The sequence below is a fragment of the Macellibacteroides fermentans genome (assembly GCF_013409575.1).
Classification (GTDB): domain Bacteria; phylum Bacteroidota; class Bacteroidia; order Bacteroidales; family Tannerellaceae; genus Macellibacteroides; species Macellibacteroides fermentans.
In genome coordinates this window covers 905,748-920,449 of the sequence record NZ_JACCCY010000001.1, presented here as the reverse complement: position 1 = coordinate 920,449, position 14,702 = coordinate 905,748, and the positions used below count along the sequence as shown (strand labels likewise).

Sequence of the window (14,702 nt, the reverse complement as noted above, 5' to 3'; positions counted from 1 at the left end):
AACGATTATGAAAGCACTAATGTTCGGTTGGGAATTTCCTCCGCATATTCTAGGAGGATTGGGAACCGCCAGCTATGGATTAACCCGTGGAATGGCGTTGCAGCCAGATATGGATATTACATTTGTAATTCCTAAACCCTGGGGTGATGAGGATCAGAGTTTCCTGAAGATTGTAGGGGCCTGTAATACGCCTATAGTTTGGCGGGATGTTGATTATAATTATGTGAAGAACAGATTGGGAGAGAAGATGTCTCCCGAGGAGTATTATAAATTAAGAGATAATATCTACGCAGATTTCAGTTATCGGGGGGTGAACGACCTGGGTTGCATTGAATTTTCGGGACGGTATCCCGATAATCTGCTTGAAGAAATAAATAATTATTCCATTGTAGCAGGCGTCATTGCCCGTGCTGAATCTTTTGACGTGATTCATGCACATGATTGGTTGACCTATCCGGCAGGGATACATGCTAAACAAATTTCCGGCAAACCCATGGTTATACATGTGCATGCTACAGATTACGACCGCAGCAGGGGGAATGTAAATCCGGAGGTGTACGCTATTGAGAAAAATGGAATGGATTTTGCCGATCATATTATTACGGTTAGTAACCTCACACGAAATACGGTGATCGAAAAATATCACCAGGATCCGTCTAAAGTAACCACGGTGCATAATGCGGTAGAGCCTTTAAGTCAGGATATTGTTTCCATTCAGGATAAACGGGGTGTGAAAGATAAAGTTGTCACTTTTCTGGGGCGTATCACCATGCAGAAGGGACCTGAATATTTTGTAGAAGCTGCAGCTAAAGTATTGGAAAAGGCTGATAATGTGCGTTTTGTTATGGCTGGCAGCGGAGATATGATGGATCAGATGATAAGACTGGCGGCTTCACGGAATATTTCCGACCGTTTTCACTTTACCGGATTTATGAAAGGGAAGCAGGTTTACGAGGTGCTGAAGTCGAGTGATGTTTATGTGATGCCTTCGGTGTCTGAACCTTTCGGAATCTCTCCCCTTGAAGCTATGCAATGCGGGGTGCCTTCTATTATTTCTAAACAGTCGGGTTGCGCCGAGATCCTCGATTACGCTGTTAAAGTGGATTACTGGGATATCGAAGCCATGGCAGATGCCATATATGGCATTATTACCTATCCGGCCATGTATCAATTCCTGAAAGAGGAGGGAAAAAGGGAAGTCGACAATATTAAATGGGAATACGCCGGACAAAAAGTGCGTCGTATTTACGATCAGGTAATGAATAAATAAAATACTAAAAATATAGATATGAAGACGATCTGCTTTTATTTTCAAATACATCAGCCGTTTCGACTTAAAAGATACCGCTTTTTTGATATAGGGAACGACCACTATTATTATGATGATTTCAGTAATGAGGAGATAATCCGCCGCATTGCCGAGAAGTGCTACATCCCTGCCAACCGGACAATTCTGGATATGATAAAAAGTAGCGGCGGAAAGTTTAAAGTGGCTTTCTCCATTTCGGGTACTGCTATCGAACAGATGGAAATCTACGCTCCGGAAGTGATTGATAGTTTCAAGGAGCTGGCTGCAACTGGTAATGTGGAGTTTCTTGCCGAAACTTATTCGCATTCTCTGGCATCGTTGGCCGACAAAGAGGAATTTAAGGACCAGATACGGATGCATAAAGAAAAGATACATTCATTGTTTGGTGTAACTCCTAAAGTATTTCGTAATACCGAACTGATTTATTCGGATACAATATCCGAATGGGTTTACAAGGCTGGATTTAAAGGAATGATCACCGAAGGAGCCAAGCACGTATTAGGATGGAAAAGTCCAAATTATCTATACACATCCAAGGTACAGCCGTTGCTAAAGTTATTACTCAAGAATGACCGGTTTAGTGAAGATATCTCCGACCGATTCAATAACTATGCCTGGAATGAATATCCGCTGACAGCCGATAAGTTTATTTCATGGATTGCCGAGACTCCACCCGAACAACAAATCATAAATTTATTTATGAATTACGAGGTTCTCGGATCATACCATCCCGCTGAATCCGGAATTTTTGATTTCTTTAAGGCATTGCCTCGTTTTGCTGCCGAAAAAGAAATCGGATTTATTTTACCGTCGGAAGCATTCAATCTCCTTAAACCGGTAGATTCGATTTCGGTTCCTTACCCAATGTCGTGGGTTGACGAGGAGCGCGACTGCAGTGCATGGCTGGGTAACCTGCTGCAACAAGAAGCTTTTACCAAGCTGAAAGAAATTGTTGAACGTGTTCGTTTGTGTGAAGACCGGCGCATCAGGCAAGACTGGAATTATCTGCAGAGCAGCGACCATTTTTACTATATGAGCACCAAACATATGGGAGGCGGTGCATTTAGTCCGTACGATAATCCATACGAGGCATTCAATAACTACATGAATGTTTTATCCGACTTTATTTTACGGGTTGAAGCCCAATATCCAACATCTATAGAAAACGAAGAGCTTAATTCTTTGCTTACAACTATTAAGAATCAGGGATTGGAGATTGAATCACTAAAAAAAGAATTGGATAAATTTAAAAAGAAAGAAACCGTGACTGAAGTAAAGAAGGGTAAGAAATGAATCCTTTCGAACTCTTTTTGCTATATACAATAAAAGGATGAAACCATAAGTTTCATCCTTTTATTGTATATACAGTTGTCTCTTACTTTATGGCTTCGCGGATGCGAACCAGACGAGTGAGCAATCCTTCCAATAGATCGAGCTGCAGCATATTGGCACCATCCGATTTAGCAACAGATGGTTCTGGATGAGTTTCTATAAACAGGCCGTCTGTTCCAACTGCTATTGCTGCTTTGGCAATGGTTTCAATCAGCTGAGGTAAACCTCCGGTAACACCCGAAGTCTGATTCGGTTGCTGCAATGAATGGGTGACATCCATTATGACCGGAAATCCAAACTCCTGCATTTGAGGTATTCCCCGGTAATCGACCACCAGGTCGGTATAACCAAATGTAGTTCCTCTTTCGGTAATCATTACCTGAGGATTACCGGCGTCTACCACCTTCTGAACCGCAAAAGACATTGCGCCCGGCGAAAGAAATTGTCCTTTCTTAATATTAACTATTTTACCGGTTTGGGCGGCAGCAATAAGCAGATCGGTCTGTCTGCAAAGAAATGCCGGAATCTGCAACACGTCTACATAGTTGGCCGCCATAGCCGCTTCTGCACTTTCATGTATATCTGTTACAGTAGGAATACCGAATGTAGTTCCAACTTTTTGCAGGATTTTCAACGCTTTTTCGTCGCCAATACCTGTAAATGAATCGATACGCGAACGGTTTGCTTTACGGTATGATCCTTTAAAGATATAGGGAATCCCTAATTTGTTTGTAATCGTAACTACCCTTTCGGCAATGCGAAGGGCCATATCTTCTCCCTCAATCACACAAGGGCCGGCCATTAGAAAGAAATTATCGCCGGAAGTTAAATCCTTTACAGAAATCATATGTTTGAAGTTTATTGATTTAACAATGTTATAACAGCCTGGATGTTTTGTTCGGCCGGTAAGGTGGCATCCAGCCAATGGATGGTGAAACCTCGTCGTTCCATTCCCCTGAACCAGGTCATCTGTCTTTTGGCAAATTGATGAATCGCTATTTCAAGCTGCGACACCATTTCTGTATAGGAAAGCTCTCCCAGTACATAAAGGGTGAGGTATTTATATTCCAGACCATAATAAATAAGATCGTCCGGTTTCACACCCTTAGCCAGAATCCCTTTCACCTCGTCCACCATCCCTTCATCCAGTCGGCTTCGTAAGCGTCGGGAAATCTTTTCCCTTCTCAATTCGCGGGAAATATCCAAACCCACTATAAGGCTGCGGATTGGGTCATATCCGGTTGCATCCGGAGCCTGCGTCTTGTAGTATTCTTCAATCTCAATAGCTCTGATAGCCCGTTGAGGCGAATCTACATCCGTTTTATTATGCAATGTTTTGTAAGAGGAAAGCAGCTGCTCAAGTTCGGCAAGCGACTTCCCCTTCAATGATTCACGCAAAACCGGATTGGCAGGAACATCAAGGAGTTTATATCCTTTCAGCACAGCTTCAATATACATCCCCGTACCTCCGCAAAGGACAGGTAGTTTACCCCGATTGCGAATATCCTCGAATGCCCGGAAAAAGGCATGTTGATATTCGAATACATTGTATTTATCACCCGGATCGCAAATGTCAATCAGATGATAAGGCACAGGTTTGCCGTTAATGGTGTAATCGGCCAGGTCCTTTCCTGTACCAATATCCATCGAACGATAAATCTGGCGCGAATCGGCACTGATAATCTCCGAATCGAGACGGGCAGCCAGTGCTGCGGCAAATGATGTTTTGCCCGAAGCGGTTGGCCCTAAAACTGTAATTAATTGATAGCTTTCCATAGCGGAACAAAGGTAATAAAAAAAGCCACACCCCGGAGGATGTGGCTTTGAAACTATATAATACGATGATTATGCGTTTACTTTAGCCATGTGCTGGATCAATTCAACAACCTTGTTTGAATAACCCCACTCATTGTCATACCAGCTAACCAATTTAACGAAGTTTCCGTTCAATGCGATACCTGCTTCTGCATCAAAGATAGAAGTACGAGCGTCGCCTGTGAAGTCTGTAGAAACAACAGCATCTTCAGTATAACCAAGGATACCCTTCATTTCGTTTTCAGAAGCTGATTTGATAGCAGCTTTGATTTCTTCGTAAGTAGCAGCTTTTTCCAAACGAACTGTCAAGTCAACAACAGAAACGTCCAAAGTTGGAACACGGAAAGCCATACCTGTAAGTTTACCGTTCAACTGAGGAATTACTTTACCTACAGCCTTAGCAGCACCTGTAGAAGAAGGGATAATGTTGCCACCAGCAGCACGACCACCTCTCCAGTCCTTAGCAGAAGGACCGTCAACAGTCTTTTGAGTAGCTGTTGTAGCGTGTACTGTAGTCATCAAACCTTCAACGATACCAAATTTATCGTTGATAACCTTAGCCAAAGGAGCCAAACAGTTAGTTGTACAAGAAGCGTTAGAAACGATCTTCTGACCAGCATAAGTATCGTTGTTAACACCCATAACGAACATAGGAGTAGCATCTTTTGAAGGAGCAGACATTACTACATACTTAGCACCAGCCTGGATGTGAGCGTTTGCTTTTTCTTCTGTAAGGAAAAGACCAGTTGATTCAACAACATATTCTGCACCTACAGCATCCCATTTCAAATCAGCCGGATTTCTTTCAGCAGTAACACGGATTACGTTTCCGTTTACAACCAAGTTACCATCCTTAACTTCAACTGTACCATCAAACTGACCGTGAACTGAATCGTATTTCAACATGTAAACCATGTAATCTACGTCGATCAAGTCGTTGATACCTACAATTTGAACATCGCTCTTAGATTGAGCAGCACGGAAAACTAAACGTCCGATACGGCCGAAACCGTTAATACCTACTTTAATCATTTTTATAAATCTTTATTTGGGTTTTTAAAAAAACTACGCAAAATTAGTGATTTCTGTAATATATGCAAAGTAACAATGTACAAAACGAATGCAAATTGTAACTTATCATCAACAGCCACAAGGAGTGGCACAAGACGCAAACACAACTAACATCAATAGACACAACACCCAGATTTTACTTTGTTTCTCCATATTTCATTCTTTGTATTACAGAAGTTATCTCGTATGCAAAGGTAGGATGTTTTTTGTTTATTTATGCTTATTCAGATAAAAAAATATGTCCTATAACATAAATTAATGGTATGGATTACATTTTTTTCTTAAAGAGAACTTTGGATAAAACAGAACCGGCTTTTTTAATTCCCCAAGAGATAAGAATCGGCTTGATAATATCCCATGCCACCGGCATCATACTCCTGCCCAGAGACAATATATCAGTCAGACCAAGTGTCTCAATATTTTGGTCTTCTTTAGTATAGGCCGTTTGCCCGGTATTGGGTGACGCCTGCTTTTGTTTAGGAAAAACCAGTGCAGAGAATCCAGACAATAAAAGTGATGCTGCATTTTCCTGTATATAGGTAAAGTCTGCATTTAATTTTTGTTCCTGTAAAAGGCAACGTTCCTGTAACCGGTTTTTGTCAGAAATCAGTTTCTCCAGCGGTGTCTGTTGTTTGTTCATTGTCGGACTCCTTTTTTTTATCTTCAATTGCTGTAAGTACAGAAATTATTTCATTTACAATTGCTTCACTAATTTTGTTTTTGTTGAAAATGATAATGGCAAATAATATCATATAGAGTAATGCTACGATAGCAAAACCTCCTGCCACATTGTCCAGAATATCGCCTAAAAAGAATCCCAGGGCAAGGAAAATAAATAAAATGGCGAAGAAAGCCAGAAACAGTAAAATTAAACCATACGAAAGAACGGAGACCAATTTCCCCGTCCTTTCGTATGCAGTTAACTTTAGGAGTTCAACTTTCAACTCCACATAAGCTGATAGATCCTCTTTAAGCTTCCGGAAGATTTGTTCTGCGTCTTTTCCCATAATTGCTTATTCGGAAACTACATCTTCAACCGCCTTTTCACAACCGCCTTTGGCTTCTTTGATTTTGGCCATTGCACCACTGAAGCCTTCTTTTACCTTGCCAACTACATTGTTTAGCTCATCCAGTATTTGTTCCTTCTTATCGGTTGCTACCAAATAACCAACAGCGGCACCTACTGCAGCGCCAACAACTAATCCCAATAACAATTTTGAATCGATACTTTTCATAACTTGTCTATTTTAAGAGTTACTACTATTGTAACCTTTTTTTTTACGGGTTAGTTCAATGTCCCGGCGATTTTTATAGATAATTTTCTGGATTATTGTTTTTCGACACGTACGGCGACCCAATTATTTTTTTCGTTGAACGAAACTAATTTTAATCCGTTGTTTGTGCAAGATTCCGCTATAACCGGAATGTCTTCACTATAAAACCCACTCATATACAAGATGCTTCCCGGCTTCATGCAGGCGCTGTAGGATGCCATATCGTTCAATAAAATATTTCGGTTTATATTGGCAAAAACAAAATCGAATCTGCCAAGTTCTGCGATTTTCTCGGCTCCCCCTAAATGAATGCTTACGTTAGGCGTTTGATTCGTTGCAATATTCTCAAGTGCATTGTTATATGCCCACTCGTCGATGTCTACAGCCTCAATGCGCGACGCCCCTTTTTTCGCGGCAAGAATGGCTAATACTGCTGTTCCGCATCCCATATCAAGTACCTCTTTGCCTTCAAGATCGAGTTTGAGTATCTCGCTGATCATAAGAAAGGTTGTTTCATGATTCCCGGTCCCAAAAGCCATCTTCGGATCTATGATGATGGTATGAGTAATATCTGGAACCGCTTCGTGGAATGAAGCTCGTATGATACATTCATTTCCGATCCGGATGGGTTGGAAGTAATTCTTCTCCCATGCTTCGTTCCAGTTTTTGCTTACAATAAACTTTTCGATGTAAGCGAAAGTTACAGGCCCCAGAGGAAAAGAGGTAATTTTATCTTTAATAGCTTCCGTATCGTAAAGTTTCTCTGATATATAAGCTGTTAGTCCGTTTTCGTTTGAAGTAAAGCTTTCAAAGCCAATTTCACCCAATTCGGAAGCAAGCACATCGTTTATAATTTCGGTATCTATAGGAGATGTATATGTAAATTGTACTTCGTAATAGTTCATACTGCTTCTTATTTAATGTTTTACGCGTACAAAGGTAGTGAAAAAAGTTTGGCAAAGTTTGTTTGTTTTACAAACTTGTACTACTTTTGCAGTCTGAATTCTGCAGAGGGTAAATAAGCGAAGCCTGAAGAGGCATCCACCCCCGGGAGATAACCTGTATAATTAAAAGACAGATGTACGTAATCGTAGAAATTAACGGTCAGCAGTTTAAAGCCGAAGAAGGCAAAAAATTGTTTGTTCACCACATTCAGAATGTTGAAGGTGGAGCAGTTGTTGAGTTTGACAAAGTTTTGTTGGTCGACAACAATGGTGATGTAAAAGTAGGTCTTCCTACTGTAGAGGGAGCAAAGGTTGTTTGCGAAGTTCTTTCTCCGCTTGTAAAGGGTGACAAAGTTCTGATTTTCCACAAGAAAAGAAGAAAAGGTTACCGTAAGTTGAACGGTCACCGTCAGCAGTTCACTGAAGTGAGTGTTAAAGAAATTGTTGCATAACGATTAAAAAGGAAAGAAAATGGCACATAAAAAAGGTGTAGGTAGTTCGAAGAACGGCCGTGAATCACAAAGTAAGCGATTAGGCGTTAAAATCTTTGGTGGTGAAGTTGCTAAAGCCGGTAACATTCTTATCCGTCAGAGAGGAACACAACATCATCCGGGTGAAAACGTTGGTATTGGTAAAGACCACACGTTGTATGCTTTGGTAGACGGTGTTGTAAAATTCCGTAAGAGAAAAGATAACAGATCATTTGTTTCAGTTGAAGAAATCAAAGCTGAAGCATAACATATCTTTCGCTAAAAAACAAAAAGCAGGGTATTCATCCATTGAATATCCTGCTTTTTTTATGCTTTAATTTTGGAATAATGATTTTTGTTGATTCAATAGACTGACTTTATATTTATATTTGTGTCAAACCTTCTATGTATGAATCCGATTAAACAAATCTATAAACTCTCCCCTTTACTCTTTTGTTTACTGCTAGTAGCTTGTGGAACCAAAAAGCAAGTGGAAAAGGAGCCGATAATCTCTGATAACCTTTCTCAGATATATGGTATGCGTATTACTTCCTCCGATAATGAAATGCTTTATGCGGAAGGTGCTAAATGGTTGGGAGTTCCTCATCGTTATGGCGGATCAAATAAGCAGGGAGTCGATTGTTCCGGATTTGTATCTATTCTCTACGAACAGGTGTACGGTCGCCAACTATCACGTTCTTCGGCTGATATGCTGAAACACGACTGCAGGAAAATTTCCCGTGATGAGCTAAAGGAAGGAGATCTCGTATTCTTCCGGACGGAAGGTGGACGGAAAAAGAGTCCCAATCACTCCGGTATCTACCTTAAAAATGGCAAATTTATTCATACCAGCACCTCCCGTGGGGTGATGGTGAGCAGCTTGAGTGAACCTTACTATCTGCGTACCTGGGTGGCAGCCGGGAGGGTTAAGTAACATGTTCCTTGGTTTACTGCCAATTGATATTGATGCGCTGTATCGATTTCCGTAAACTTCATATAAAGTTTTTTTTCATTTGTTGTTTAAATAGTATGTTCTCTATAATTTGTTTAACTTTGTAGCTCAATTAAAAAGCATAGATAAAGTATGTTGACGCTTAAAGTAATTACGGAAAACCCGGACGAAGTAATCCGCAGGTTGGCCAAAAAGCATTTTGATGCGAAAGAGATTATCGGTAAAATTATCGAGTTAGATAAAACAAGACGTACTACACAGTCGGTTTTGGATGAGAATTTGGCTACGTTGAATAACTTATCGAAAACAATCGGCGCCCTGATGAAAGAGGGAAAGAAGGAAGAGGCGGAGCAAGCCCGGGCTAAAGTTGCCGAGATGAAAGAAGGTAACAAAGAGCTGGATGCCGCAAAAACCGCAGCAGAGCAGGAGATGAACAATCTGTTGGTACTGGTTCCCAACTTGCCTCACGATTCGGTACCCGAAGGTCGTGCAGCGGAAGATAATCTATGCGAAAAGAGTGGCGGAGTAGTTCCTAAATTACACGAAGGTGCAGTTCCTCACTGGGATTTGTGTAAGAAATACGACCTGATCGATTTCGAATTGGGTGTTAAGATAACCGGTGCAGGTTTCCCTGTATATAAAGGATATGGTTGCCGTTTGCAGCGTGCGCTCATTAATTTCTTTTTGGATAATGCGCGCGAAGCCGGCTATTTGGAGATACAACCTCCTTATGTAGTAAATGCCGACTCGGGTTATGGTACCGGTCAGCTTCCCGATAAAGAGGGACAGATGTACCACGCTACGCTTGACGATCTGTACCTGATACCAACAGCCGAAGTTCCGGTAACCAATATTTACCGTGATGTGATATTGAACGAATCTGAATTACCTATCAAGAACACAGCCTATTCGGCTTGTTTCCGTCGCGAAGCAGGCTCATACGGCAAGGATGTTCGCGGATTGAACCGTCTGCATCAGTTCGACAAGGTAGAGATTGTTCGCATCGATACTCCCGAGCATTCTTATGAATCATTGAAGGAAATGGTAGATTACGTACAATCGTTGGTAGAAAAATTGGAACTCCCCTGGCGTATTTTGCGCTTATGTGGAGGCGATATGAGTTTCACATCGGCCATCACGTTCGACTTCGAGGTATATTCTGCAGCACAAGAACGTTGGTTGGAAGTGAGTTCCGTATCCAACTTCGAGAGCTATCAGGCAAACCGACTGAAATGTCGTTACCGTGATGCCAGCAAGAAGACGCAGCTTTGTCACACGTTGAACGGTAGTGCCCTTGCTTTACCACGTATCGTTGCGGCATTGTTGGAAAACAACCAGACTCCCGAGGGTATCCGTATACCAAAAGCATTGGTACCTTACACAGGTTTCGATATGATTAAATAAGCTTCTTTGAAGTATGCAAAATAATAAAGGGTTGTCCGCTGCGGACAACCCTTTTCCTTTTATTACAACTATGCTGGTAATTACTAGATAAAGAGATTCACATTCGATTCTTCTGCACGTTCCAGATAAGAAGCCACCCCTCCGTAAACAACGTTGTCCAGTAGTTCTTCCTCTTTTACGCCCATCACATCCATACTCATGGTACAGGCAATCATCTCCACACCATTGTCAACGGCCTGTTGCATCAATTCTTCCAGACTGGATATCTTTTTATTTTTCATGATCAGGCGCATCATCCAGCTACCGGCTCCACCCATATTTAATTTGGATAGTTTCAGCTTACCGCTGTGCGAAGGCAACATCATGCCGAACATCTTGCCAAAAATATCTTTTGCTACCGAAGGTTTTTCACGTTTCTTGATTACGTTTAGTCCCCAGAAAGTAAAGAACATACTCACTTTCTTTCCTGTAGAGGCTGCCCCGTTGGCAATTACAAATGAGGCGAGTGCTTTATCTAAATCATCGCTGAACACGATGAAGGTTTTATTATCTCCGTTACTTATCATTTTATTCTGATTTTGAGATTCTGTTTTTTCAATCGTTGCATGAATAACACCGGCCTTGTTTTCGACCGACAGTAAGTTGGCTCCGGTAATTTTGCACCACGCCACCACATCCTTGGCAAAGCCAGGATCGGTTGCGGTAATGTGTAATTGCTCGCCCAAACCTATTTCTCCATAGTTCTTTTTTAGCTGCATAACCGGTCCCGGACATTGTAACCCGCAGGCATCAATCATTTTCAACTCTTTTATCTCCTTCAGAGCCGGAATAACAACCTCTTCTGTACCGTCTTCGTTAGCCGGCTTTGAGGTGATGTGCTGATTTATATTCGGTTCGATACGGGCCAACGACCATGTTTTGTATCCACCGGATAAGTTTCTTACCCTTTCGTATCCATTCTGAACCAGAATACGGTAAGCAACATAACCACGTAATCCAACAGCACAAGTAACCACTATATCTTTATCCAGCGGAAGCTCTGGAAGACGGCTGCGTAGTTCATCCACCGGAATATTCACAGATCCGGGTATGGAACCCAATGCAAATTCCTCCCGTGTACGTACGTCTACGATAAGAGCCTCTTTCGATAGACCCTCTATGTCTCTCCACTGAGCCGTCTTTACTTTACCGGTAAGGATATTTTCTGCTACAAAACCAGCCATATTAACCGGATCTTTAGCCGACGAGTAGGGAGGAGCATAGGCATGTTCCAACTCCATTAAATCGTATACAGTACCATTATTACGGATAACCTGAGCCAACATCTCGATACGTTTGTCAACTCCATCAAAACCTACCACCTGCGCACCCAGAAGTTTGCCTGTCTTTGGAGCAAATAATATCTTGATGGATAAAGAAAGGGCACCCGGATAATAGCCAGCATGCGATCCGCTGTGGGTAAACGATTCATGGTAAGGAATACCCTCTTTGGCTAGTAATTTACTGTTGGCTCCGGCTGCAGCGACAGTAAGATGAAATATCTTCGCAATGGATGTGCCGATTGAACCTTCGTATACCTTCTTATTTCCATAAACGATGTTGTCGGCAACGATACGTCCCTGTTTATTTGCAGGACCTGCCAGCGGAATCAATGCTTTACTACCGGTAACAAGATGAGTTACCTCTACGGCATCACCCAATGCATAAATATCCGGATCGGAAGTCTGCATATATTCATTCACTTCAATTCCTCCCAGTTTACCAAGAGCAAGACCTGCCTCCTTGGCAAGAAGAGTTTCCGGACGAACTCCGATACTTAGTATCACCATATCTGTTTCCAGCTCTTTGCCGCTGGCCAATACTACGACAACCCCGTTTTCTGTTTCTTTGAAGCTTGCTACGCCATCACCAAGATATAAGGATACGTTGTTTTCAACCATATGATGATGAACGATGGCGGCCATCGAATAATCCAGCGGAGCCATAACCTGGTTGGCCATCTCAATAACACCTACTTCGATACCCAGTTCGTGAAGGTTCTCGGCCATTTCCAAACCAATAAAACCACCCCCAATCACCAAGGCTCTTTTGGGTCTAACTGTGTTTATATATCCTTTAATCGTATCGGTGTCCGGCACATTTCGTAGTGTAAAGATGCGGTTAGCCGATATTCCGTCAACTCGCGGACGAATGGGCTCAGCCCCTGGCGATAGCACCAGCTTGTCGTATCCTTCAGAATAAGTTTCATTTGTAAGCAGATTCTTTACCAACACCGTTTTGCCTTGCGTCTGAATGGCAACAACCTCTTGTTGTGTACGGATGTCGATATTAAAGCGAGCTGTAAATCCCTGAGCAGTCTGCACGAAAAGATTGTCGCGCTGGGTAATGGTATCACCGATATAGTAGGGGAGTCCGCAGTTTGCATACGAAACATAGGCTCCGCGTTCAAAAAGAATGATCTCAGCCTGTTCGTCCATTCTTCGCAAACGGGCTGCTACCGTAGCCCCTCCGGCTACACCTCCGATAATAAGATACTTCATATGTTTATAATTTGTAATGCTAATAGTTCGTAATGGAAAATAAATGGGTAAAAAAAGGGAATTAATCCCTTTTCATACATTCTGTAAGCTTTTCAAACAGACTTTCAATCTGCAGTTCGGCTGTCATCATCTGAGCTACTTTTGTTTTGCCGGTTTCAGACAATTCAAATATCATCTGACGTTTGTCTTCTTTACATATGGTTCTGTTTATTAGACATTTGTCTTCAACCGAAGTGATAATTTTAGATACCCTCGAATTAGACAATCCGATAAAGTCGCATATCAGTCCGGCCGACTTACATTCGCCGTCTTTCAGGCAACAAAGCAGCATTGCCTCATTGATTGTAAGTTCGTACGCATCCAGAAAATCCTTTTCGAACTGGTACAAGGTCTTATAAATATCTTTAATTACACAAATTGGTTCCATATTATTCCTATTAATTCGTTGCAAAGATAAACATATATTCTTTAATGTAATAATTTTTAGTGGAAAATATTTCAAATAATTGTTAGCTATATATAAAAAAGGGCAGTTCAACTAAATGAACTGCCCTTTTTATGGATAAACCCGTATTAATCGCGGTTTGAAAAGTACTTCATAAACTGAGCACGTTCGTAGCGAGACGGATCACTACTATTTTTATAATTTAATTTACCACGGAATTCTTCGATGGTTTTAATGCGCGACTGATGCATCCATTCCTCAATACAGGTAAGGATCTGCGAGATAATTTCGGATCCGTGTGTATACAAAGCACTGGTTAGCTGTACAGTGGATGCTCCTGCAAGCAAGCACTTAATCACATCTTCCCAATCGTGCACACCGGTTGAGGCGGCAATATTAATTCCCGGGATTTGTCCGCTTACGATACCAGTCCACCGCAAGGTATCACTCAGGTCCGAATGGTTACTGAATACATTACCCGAAACAATCTGCATCGTATTGATGTCTATATCCGGCTGGTAGTAGCGGTTAAACAACACCACAGCATCAGCACCGTTAACTTTTAAAGTGTTTACAAGTGCAGGTATGTTGGTAAAGTTCTTTCCTATTTTGATAATAATCGGAATACGAACTGTCTCCTTTACCTTACGTACAATATTCACGTACGTGGTCTGCATCTTATAATAATCGTGGGTGAGTGATGTTTCCAGGTAAAAAACGTTTAGCTCCAGAGCGTCGGCTCCGGCAAGTTCAATCTGACGGGCAAAGTCAATCCAGTTATCAGCTTTATAGCAATTGATGCTGGCAATAATTGGAATTGTACACAATGCTTTTGTTTTTTTGATAAGTTCGAGGTATTCGTTTACCTGATTCACCTTTACATATTCCTGTACATAGTCTGATGCTTCCGGATAATCGGAATCCTTTAAGAGGTTGGACGACTGCATCTCAATTTGCTCTTCAAAGAGTGATTTCAACACAATGGCGCCTACACCAGCCTTTTCAAATTCTTTATTTCTTTCCGGATTGTTTGTCAGGCCGGAGCTTCCGGCTATTAGCGGATTACGAAGTTTTAATCCGGCATATTCAGTTTTCAAGTCAATCATGATCCCGATTTATTTTAGTTCAAGTTTACAAAGATAACCA

Annotated in this window: 16 protein-coding genes; 6 read left to right on the top strand and 10 right to left on the bottom strand. The window is 41.6% G+C overall.

What is annotated here, in order from left to right:
- The first annotated feature begins 7 nt into the window (after positions 1 to 7).
- Together F5613_RS03880 and F5613_RS03875 are read left to right on the top strand one after the other, a co-directional pair.
- A complete protein-coding gene (locus tag F5613_RS03880; RefSeq protein ID WP_079682947.1) occupies positions 8 to 1,270 on the top strand; it encodes a glycosyltransferase in 1,263 nt (420 codons plus the stop codon).
- An 18-nt stretch (positions 1,271 to 1,288) separates the two neighbouring features.
- Positions 1,289 to 2,602, top strand: coding sequence for a glycoside hydrolase family 57 protein (locus F5613_RS03875; protein ID WP_079682948.1), 1,314 nt, complete (start codon positions 1,289 to 1,291; stop codon positions 2,600 to 2,602).
- A gap of 82 nt (positions 2,603 to 2,684) precedes the next feature.
- Here F5613_RS03875 and kdsA read toward each other — a convergent pair whose 3' ends face one another.
- The 7 genes from kdsA to prmA all read right to left on the bottom strand — a co-directional run bounded on the left by kdsA (position 2,685) and on the right by prmA (position 7,706).
- The gene (gene kdsA, locus F5613_RS03870; protein WP_079682949.1) at positions 2,685 to 3,488 is read right to left on the bottom strand and encodes a 3-deoxy-8-phosphooctulonate synthase; all 804 of its coding nucleotides are present in this window, start codon (positions 3,486 to 3,488) and stop codon (positions 2,685 to 2,687) included.
- Between the two features lie 11 nt (positions 3,489 to 3,499).
- Entirely contained in the window at positions 3,500 to 4,417 is a 918-nt protein-coding gene (gene miaA, locus F5613_RS03865; protein WP_179398745.1) for a tRNA (adenosine(37)-N6)-dimethylallyltransferase MiaA, read from the bottom strand.
- A 69-nt stretch (positions 4,418 to 4,486) separates the two neighbouring features.
- Positions 4,487 to 5,488, bottom strand: coding sequence for a type I glyceraldehyde-3-phosphate dehydrogenase (gene gap / locus F5613_RS03860; RefSeq protein ID WP_079682951.1), 1,002 nt, complete (start codon positions 5,486 to 5,488; stop codon positions 4,487 to 4,489).
- A gap of 307 nt (positions 5,489 to 5,795) precedes the next feature.
- Positions 5,796 to 6,167 carry a hypothetical protein gene (locus F5613_RS03855; RefSeq protein ID WP_179398744.1) on the bottom strand — a complete coding sequence of 124 codons (372 nt, stop codon included), beginning with the start codon at positions 6,165 to 6,167 and terminating at the stop codon, positions 5,796 to 5,798.
- The gene (locus F5613_RS03850; RefSeq protein ID WP_079682953.1) at positions 6,127 to 6,534 is read right to left on the bottom strand and encodes a phage holin family protein; all 408 of its coding nucleotides are present in this window, start codon (positions 6,532 to 6,534) and stop codon (positions 6,127 to 6,129) included. The genes F5613_RS03855 and F5613_RS03850 overlap by 41 nt, the downstream gene beginning before the upstream one ends.
- 6 nt (positions 6,535 to 6,540) lie before the next feature.
- Entirely contained in the window at positions 6,541 to 6,762 is a 222-nt protein-coding gene (locus F5613_RS03845; RefSeq protein ID WP_079682954.1) for a YtxH domain-containing protein, read from the bottom strand.
- Positions 6,763 to 6,854: 92 nt separating this feature from the next.
- On the bottom strand, positions 6,855 to 7,706 hold the full coding sequence (gene prmA, locus F5613_RS03840) for a 50S ribosomal protein L11 methyltransferase (RefSeq protein ID WP_179398743.1): 852 nt from the start codon (positions 7,704 to 7,706) through the stop codon (positions 6,855 to 6,857).
- Between the two features lie 173 nt (positions 7,707 to 7,879).
- Here prmA and rplU point away from each other — a divergent pair, with 173 nt between their 5' ends.
- From rplU to serS, 4 genes are all read left to right on the top strand, one after another.
- Entirely contained in the window at positions 7,880 to 8,197 is a 318-nt protein-coding gene (gene rplU, locus F5613_RS03835) for a 50S ribosomal protein L21 (protein ID WP_068186790.1), read from the top strand.
- A 19-nt stretch (positions 8,198 to 8,216) separates the two neighbouring features.
- The gene (rpmA, locus tag F5613_RS03830) at positions 8,217 to 8,483 is read left to right on the top strand and encodes a 50S ribosomal protein L27 (RefSeq protein ID WP_079682956.1); all 267 of its coding nucleotides are present in this window, start codon (positions 8,217 to 8,219) and stop codon (positions 8,481 to 8,483) included.
- A gap of 141 nt (positions 8,484 to 8,624) precedes the next feature.
- On the top strand, positions 8,625 to 9,149 hold the full coding sequence (locus tag F5613_RS03825; protein ID WP_179398742.1) for a C40 family peptidase: 525 nt from the start codon (positions 8,625 to 8,627) through the stop codon (positions 9,147 to 9,149).
- Between the two features lie 150 nt (positions 9,150 to 9,299).
- On the top strand, positions 9,300 to 10,571 hold the full coding sequence (serS, locus tag F5613_RS03820; protein ID WP_179398741.1) for a serine--tRNA ligase: 1,272 nt from the start codon (positions 9,300 to 9,302) through the stop codon (positions 10,569 to 10,571).
- 83 nt (positions 10,572 to 10,654) lie between these two features.
- Here serS and F5613_RS03815 read toward each other — a convergent pair whose 3' ends face one another.
- From F5613_RS03815 to F5613_RS03805, 3 genes are all read right to left on the bottom strand, one after another.
- Complete coding sequence (locus F5613_RS03815) at positions 10,655 to 13,111, bottom strand: DsrE/DsrF/DrsH-like family protein (protein WP_179398740.1); 2,457 nt, start codon at positions 13,109 to 13,111, stop codon at positions 10,655 to 10,657.
- Positions 13,112 to 13,172: 61 nt separating this feature from the next.
- Positions 13,173 to 13,538, bottom strand: a complete 366-nt coding sequence (locus tag F5613_RS03810) for a MarR family winged helix-turn-helix transcriptional regulator (protein ID WP_179398739.1) — start codon at positions 13,536 to 13,538, stop codon at positions 13,173 to 13,175.
- Between the two features lie 146 nt (positions 13,539 to 13,684).
- Complete coding sequence (locus tag F5613_RS03805; RefSeq protein WP_179398738.1) at positions 13,685 to 14,662, bottom strand: dihydroorotate dehydrogenase-like protein; 978 nt, start codon at positions 14,660 to 14,662, stop codon at positions 13,685 to 13,687.
- Between the last annotated feature and the right edge of the window lie 40 nt (positions 14,663 to 14,702).

Excerpts from the sequence above, each read along its gene's own strand:
- F5613_RS03880 (WP_079682947.1), top strand. The coding sequence starts at position 8 with ATGAAAGCACTAATGTTCGGTTGGGAATTTCCTCCGCATATTCTAGGA.
- F5613_RS03875 (WP_079682948.1), top strand. The coding sequence starts at position 1,289 with ATGAAGACGATCTGCTTTTATTTTCAAATACATCAGCCGTTTCGACTT.
- kdsA (WP_079682949.1), bottom strand. The coding sequence starts at position 3,488 with ATGATTTCTGTAAAGGATTTAACTTCCGGCGATAATTTCTTTCTAATG.
- miaA (WP_179398745.1), bottom strand. The coding sequence starts at position 4,417 with ATGGAAAGCTATCAATTAATTACAGTTTTAGGGCCAACCGCTTCGGGC.
- gap (WP_079682951.1), bottom strand. The coding sequence starts at position 5,488 with ATGATTAAAGTAGGTATTAACGGTTTCGGCCGTATCGGACGTTTAGTT.
- F5613_RS03855 (WP_179398744.1), bottom strand. The coding sequence starts at position 6,167 with ATGAACAAACAACAGACACCGCTGGAGAAACTGATTTCTGACAAAAAC.
- F5613_RS03850 (WP_079682953.1), bottom strand. The coding sequence starts at position 6,534 with ATGGGAAAAGACGCAGAACAAATCTTCCGGAAGCTTAAAGAGGATCTA.
- F5613_RS03845 (WP_079682954.1), bottom strand. The coding sequence starts at position 6,762 with ATGAAAAGTATCGATTCAAAATTGTTATTGGGATTAGTTGTTGGCGCT.
- prmA (WP_179398743.1), bottom strand. The coding sequence starts at position 7,706 with ATGAACTATTACGAAGTACAATTTACATATACATCTCCTATAGATACC.
- rplU (WP_068186790.1), top strand. The coding sequence starts at position 7,880 with ATGTACGTAATCGTAGAAATTAACGGTCAGCAGTTTAAAGCCGAAGAA.
- rpmA (WP_079682956.1), top strand. The coding sequence starts at position 8,217 with ATGGCACATAAAAAAGGTGTAGGTAGTTCGAAGAACGGCCGTGAATCA.
- F5613_RS03825 (WP_179398742.1), top strand. The coding sequence starts at position 8,625 with ATGAATCCGATTAAACAAATCTATAAACTCTCCCCTTTACTCTTTTGT.
- serS (WP_179398741.1), top strand. The coding sequence starts at position 9,300 with ATGTTGACGCTTAAAGTAATTACGGAAAACCCGGACGAAGTAATCCGC.
- F5613_RS03815 (WP_179398740.1), bottom strand. The coding sequence starts at position 13,111 with ATGAAGTATCTTATTATCGGAGGTGTAGCCGGAGGGGCTACGGTAGCA.
- F5613_RS03810 (WP_179398739.1), bottom strand. The coding sequence starts at position 13,538 with ATGGAACCAATTTGTGTAATTAAAGATATTTATAAGACCTTGTACCAG.
- F5613_RS03805 (WP_179398738.1), bottom strand. The coding sequence starts at position 14,662 with ATGATTGACTTGAAAACTGAATATGCCGGATTAAAACTTCGTAATCCG.